The organism is Actinomadura geliboluensis, from assembly GCF_005889745.1.
GTDB classification, from domain to species: Bacteria; Actinomycetota; Actinomycetes; order Streptosporangiales; family Streptosporangiaceae; genus Spirillospora; species Spirillospora geliboluensis.
Window position 1 is genome coordinate 1 of sequence record NZ_VCKZ01000537.1, and the last position, 5,434, is coordinate 5,434.

Here is a 5,434-nt window from a genome sequence, read left to right on the forward strand (position 1 = left end):
GCCCTGGACCTGCTGAAGAACGCGGGCATCGCGTCCGGCGGCGTCCTGCCCATGTGCCAGGACACCGGCACCGCCGCTGTCGGCGTGGCCGAGGATGCCCGCGAGGGTCAGAGCGGCCGCGACGTAGACCGCGTCGCGCAGGCCGTCTGAGGTTGCGGCGCGCAGTGCCTCGCCGGTCAGGTCGGTGAGCCCGGAGGTGGAGACGCCGACGAGGATGGCCAGGCCCACGCTGGTGCCGATCTGGAGGGCGGTGTTGGCCATGCCCCCGGCGGCGCCCTGGTCCTCGTCGGCCACGCCGTTGCCGGAGGTGCCGAACATGGTCGGGTAGATCGTCCCCATGCCGGCGCCGTAGACGATCAGCCCGGCGAGGATCGTCCAGTACGAGCCGTCGGTGCGCATGCCCGCGGCCATCAGTGCGCCGCCGGCGGAGCCGAGCAGCAGGGCGGTGATCAGGGTCGGCCGGGCGCCGAAGCGGATGATCAGCCGTTCGGCGACGACGTTGGCGATGCCGATCACCAGCGAGAGGGTCAGGAAGGCCAGCCCTCCCTGGAGCGCCGTGTAGCCGAGCACGTCCTGGAAGTACAGGGTGAGGAAGTAGACCAGGTTCTGCATGGTGATGCCGAAGGCGAGGATCACCAGCAGTCCGGCGCGGAGGTTGCGGTTGGCGAACAGCCGCAGCGGCATCAGCGGGTGCCGGGTGCGGGCCTCGATGACGACGAACGCGGCCAGCAGCGCCACGGCGAGGACGCCGGAGGTGAGGACGGGGGCCGTGGCCCAGCCAGTCTCGGTGCCCTGGGCGATGGCGAAGACGAGGAGGGTCAGCCCGGCCGTGCCGGTCAGGGCGCCGGGGATGTCGAATCCGCGCCGCCGTTCGCGCGGGCCGTCCGGGTCGAGCAGGACGAACGCGCCGGCGGTGCCGGCCACGACCAGCGGCACGTTCACGACGAACACCGCCTCCCAGCCGAACGCGTGGGTCAGCACACCGCCGAGCAGGGCGCCGAGGCTCAGCCCGCCCGCGCCGGCCATGGCCCACACGGCCAGAGCCCGGACGCGCTCGGGGCCTTCGGTGAACCTGGTGGTGACCAGCGAGAGCGTGGCCGGGAACAGGACGGCGCCGCCGATCCCCTGGAGCGCCCGCGCGGCGATGAGCGTCGCGGGCGAGGTGGCCAGCCCGCCCAGCAGCGACGCACCGCCGAACAGGAGCATGCCCAGGACGAACATGCGGCGGCGGCCCAGCAGGTCGGCCGAGCGGCCGCCCAGCAGCAGGAAGCCGCCGAAGAAGATGGCGTAGGCGCTGACCACCCACTGGGTGGCGTGACCGGACAGCCCCACATCGCGGGCGATGTCGGGAAGCGCCACGTACACGATGGTGAAGTCGAGCGAAGTGATCAGGCTGGAGAAGGCCAGCAGGCCGAGGCTCCAGCGCGGACGGCCGCCGGTGGCGGGCTTCTTGCGCGATGACATCGCGGTCTCCTCAGAAGGGTTCGGGGCGAGGCTTGGGTCACGCCGCGTAGGGGCGTTCGGCGCGGGCGTGGCGCAGGGCGCGGGCCCACCAGGTCAGCTGGTCGAGCAGGCTCTCGGCCGCCGCACGGCAACCGGCCGCGTCGATCGGGCGGCCGCGGTCGTCGAACCTGTCCCGGCAGGAGTGGAAGCTGACCGTGTTGCGGACGGTGACGGCGTGGAGTTCGGCGAAGACCTGCCGGAGGTGCTCGACGGCGCGCAGGCCGCCGGAGACTCCGCCGTAGGAGACGAAGCCGACCGGTTTGGCCTGCCATTCGTCCACGTACCAGTCGATGGCCGTCTTGAGCGAGGCGGGGAAGCTGCGGTTGTACTCGGGCGTCACGACGACGAACGCGTCGGCCCGGTCCAGCCGTTCTCCCAGCCGCCGTACCGGTTCGGGCGCCTCGGACGTCCCCGCGCCGTCGGCGGGGAGCACTTCGGGCAGGGCCGTCTCGGCGAGGTCGACGACGTCGAGGCGGAGGGCGGGGCGCCGGGCGGCCTCCCCGGCGAACCATGCGGCCACCGTGGGGCCGAACCGGCGGTCCCGGACGCTGCCGACGATGACGGCGATGTTCAGCGGCCCGGTCGGGGTCATCGTGCTCTCCCTTCGAAACTTCCTATACGGCTCGGTGGGGCGAGCATGGCGACCGGTGCTTATCCGGCACTTACCGCGCGCTTTCCGCCGCCGGCGGGCCGGCGTAAGCGGGCCGATCCCGAGGGAAAGCGGCCGATATCGTGGGGGCATGCGATTCGGGGTGCTCGGGCCGCTGGAGGTATGGACGGCCGGCGGCGCCCCCGTGGCGGTGCGCGGGGCCAAGGTCCGCGCGCTGCTGGCCGTCCTGATCGGGCACGAGGGGCGGCCGGTGCCGGTGGACCGGCTGATCGACGACCTGTGGGGCGACGCACCGCCCCGCAACCCGTCCGGGGCACTGCAGGTCAAGGTCTCGCAGCTGCGCCGCGCCCTGGACGAGGCCGAGCCCGGCGCCCGGGAACTGGTGTCCTTCGAGGACGCCCTGGGCTACCGGCTCCGGGCGGCCCCCGAGTCCGTCGACGCGACGCGGTTCACCGCGCTGCTGGCGCGGGCGCGCGAAGCCGCTGACCCGCGGTCACGGGCGGGCCTGCTGACCGAGGCGCTGGAACTGTGGCGCGGGCCGGCCTTCGCCGACTTCGCCGACGCCGAGTTCGCGCGCCCGGTGGCGGCGCTCCTGGAGGAGCAGCGCCTCACCGCCCTGGAGGAACGGGCGGAGGCGCACCTGGAGGCCGGCGAGCAGGGCGCGCTCGCCGGCGAGCTGGGCGACCTGGTCGAACGCCATCCGCTGCGCGAACGCCTCCGCTCCGCGTACATGCGCGCCCTGTACGCCACCGGACGGCAGAGCGACGCCCTCAAGACCTACACCGACCTCCGGGCGCGGCTGCGCGAGGAACTCGGCCTGGACCCCGGGCCGGAGATCGCCGAACTGCACCGGCGGATCCTCGCCCAGGACCCCGCCCTGGCCGCCGCGCCCACGGCGCCGCCGCAGACGAACCTCCCGGCGCAGATCAGCGAGCTGATCGGGCGCGACGAGGCGGTGGTCCAGGTCCAGGCGGTGCTGAGGTCGGCCCGGCTGGTCACGCTCACCGGCCCCGGCGGTGTCGGCAAGACGCGGCTCGCCCTGGAGACCGCTGCGCGGGCCGCGGCCGACCACACGGACGGCGTGTGGCTCGTCGAGCTGGCCGGACTCGACCGCACGGCCGAGGCATCGGGGGGCCACCGGCTCGTGGAGACCGTGACCGCCGCGCTCGACATCCGCGACGACACCGCCCCCGGCCTGCCGTGTTCCGGCGCGCCCGCCGACCCGGCCGCCCGGCTCGCCGACGCGCTGCGGACCCGCCGGGCACTGCTCGTCCTGGACAACTGCGAGCACGTGATCGACGACGTCGCCGCGTTGGGCGAGCGGCTCCTGCGGGCGGCGCCGGAGCTGCGGATCCTCGCCACCAGCCAGGAGCCGCTGGGGCTCGCGGGGGAGTCGGTCTGGCCCGTCCCGCCGCTGCAGGCGCCCCACGCGCCCGCCGACCACGGGCCCGCGAGCCTCCGCAGGTTCAGCGCCGTCCGGCTGTTCGAGGCGCGCGCGGCGGCCGCCGTCCCGGGGTTCGCGATCGACACCGCCAACGCCCGCGCGGTCGCCGCGATCTGCCGCCGGCTGGACGGCGTCCCGCTGGCCCTGGAGCTGGCGGCCACCCGACTGCGCGCGCTGGACGTCCACGACCTGGCCGAACGGCTGGACGACCGGTTCCGGCTGCTCTCCTCGGGACACCGCGGCACCCCGGCACGGCAGCGGACCCTGCGCGCGATGATCGACTGGAGCTGGGAGCTGCTGTCCGGGCCCGAGCGCCTCGTCCTGCGGCGGCTCGCGGTGCACCACGAGGGCTGCACGCTGGAGGCGGCGGAGGAGGTCTGCGCGGACGGCGGAGACATCCCGCCCGAGGACGTCCTCGACCTGCTGGCCCGCCTCGTCGACCGCTCGATGGTGGTCCGGGCCGGCGGACCGGGCCAGGCCCGCTACCGGCTGCTGGAATCGGTCGCGGCCTACGCCCTGGACCGGCTGGAGGAGGCCGGCGAGACCGAGCGGATCCGCTTCCGGCACCTGACCTTTCACGTCGCACTGGCCGAACGCGCGGAGCCGCAGCTCCACGGCCCCGACCAGCGGCGCTGGCTGCGGCGCCTGGACGCCGAGCACGCCAACCTGCGCGGCGCGCTGGAGGAGGCGGTGCGGCGGCGCGACGCCGGCCGCGCGCTGCGGCTGGTCAACGCGCTGGCCTGGTACTGGTTCCTGCGCGGCAGGATCGGCGAGGGACGGCGCGCGTTCGCGATGGCACTGGACATCCAGGCCGAAGCCCCCACCGCGACGAGGGCAAGGGCCGAGGCATGGCAGACCGGCCTGGAACTCCTCGGCGGCCGTACGGCGGACGTCCGCACGCCCTCAGAGGCCATCGCCGATCCGGGCGAACGCGCCAGGGCGGAGTGGTTCCTCAGCGACGTGCTGCTCGGCGCCGGCGACCTGAACCTCAGCCGGGACCTGGTGGAGCGGGCCCTGCCGGTGTTCCGGCGGCTCGGCGACCGCTGGGGCACCGCCGCGGCCCTGGCCACCGAGGCCAACCACGCGCTCGTCCGCGGCGATCTCGGCGCGCTCGAACGGTCCGGGGAGGAGAGCCTGGCGATCTTCGAGGAGCTGGGCGAGCGGTGGGGGCGGGTCCGGGCCGTCGAACTGCTCGGCCGGCTCGCGGAGATCAGGGGCGACCACCGCAGGTCCGCCGGCCTCTGCCGCGACGGGCTCCGGCTGGCCGGGGAGCTCGGGCTGTGGCTCCAGGTCTCGCTGCTCCAGTCCGGGCTCGGCCGGATCGCCCTGCTGGCCGGCGACCACGCCGAGTCGGACCGGCGCCACGAGCGGGGCAGGACGCTCGCCGCCGAGCACGGCTACCGTCCCGGCGAGGCGTTCGCCCTCACCGGCCTGGCCCTCACCGCCCGCCGCGCGGGCCGTCTCGACGACGCCGAAGCCCACATGCGCGACGCCCTCGCCCGCGCACGCGAGGTGCGGTACGCACCGGGCATCGCGCTCGGCCTGGCCGAACTCGGCTTCACCGCCGAGCAGCGAGGGGACGCCGCGGCGGCCGAGGAACTCCACCGGGAGGCCCTCACCGTCGCACAGAACATCGGCGACCCCAGGGCGATCGCGCTCGCCCTCGAAGGACTGGCCGGCGCGGCGGCCCTGAGAGGCGCCCCGGAAGAAGCAGCCCGCCTCCTCGGCGAAGCCGCCGCCCTCCGCGAATCCGTAGGCGCCCCTCTGCCGCCCGAAGAACGCGCTGACGTCGACCGCATCGCGTCCGCAGCGAGATCCGTCCTAGGAGAAGACGCCTTCGCCGAAGCCCAAGCCGCATCCCGCCCCCGGCCGCACCC

Annotated in this window: 3 protein-coding genes and 1 pseudogene; 2 read left to right on the forward strand and 2 right to left on the reverse strand. The window is 75.0% G+C overall.

The annotated features are described in order from the left end of the window. Positions 1 to 45 precede the first annotated feature (45 nt). Positions 46 to 150, forward strand: a complete 105-nt coding sequence (locus ETD96_RS48335; protein WP_420884835.1) for a hypothetical protein — start codon at positions 46 to 48, stop codon at positions 148 to 150. An 84-nt stretch (positions 151 to 234) separates the two neighbouring features. Here the strand turns inward: ETD96_RS48335 and ETD96_RS47275 are convergent. Further along, positions 235 to 1,464 (reverse strand): annotated as a pseudogene (locus ETD96_RS47275) (MFS transporter); the annotation flags it as partial. A gap of 37 nt (positions 1,465 to 1,501) precedes the next feature. Continuing rightward, positions 1,502 to 2,095 (reverse strand): NADPH-dependent FMN reductase, encoded by a 594-nt coding sequence (locus ETD96_RS40685; protein ID WP_138641814.1) that lies wholly within the window; start codon positions 2,093 to 2,095, stop codon positions 1,502 to 1,504. A 148-nt stretch (positions 2,096 to 2,243) separates the two neighbouring features. On the opposite strand from ETD96_RS40685, the gene ETD96_RS40690 reads away from it, so the two are divergent. Next, on the forward strand, positions 2,244 to 5,434 hold a 3,191-nt coding region (locus ETD96_RS40690; protein WP_138641815.1), incomplete at its 3' end, for an AfsR/SARP family transcriptional regulator.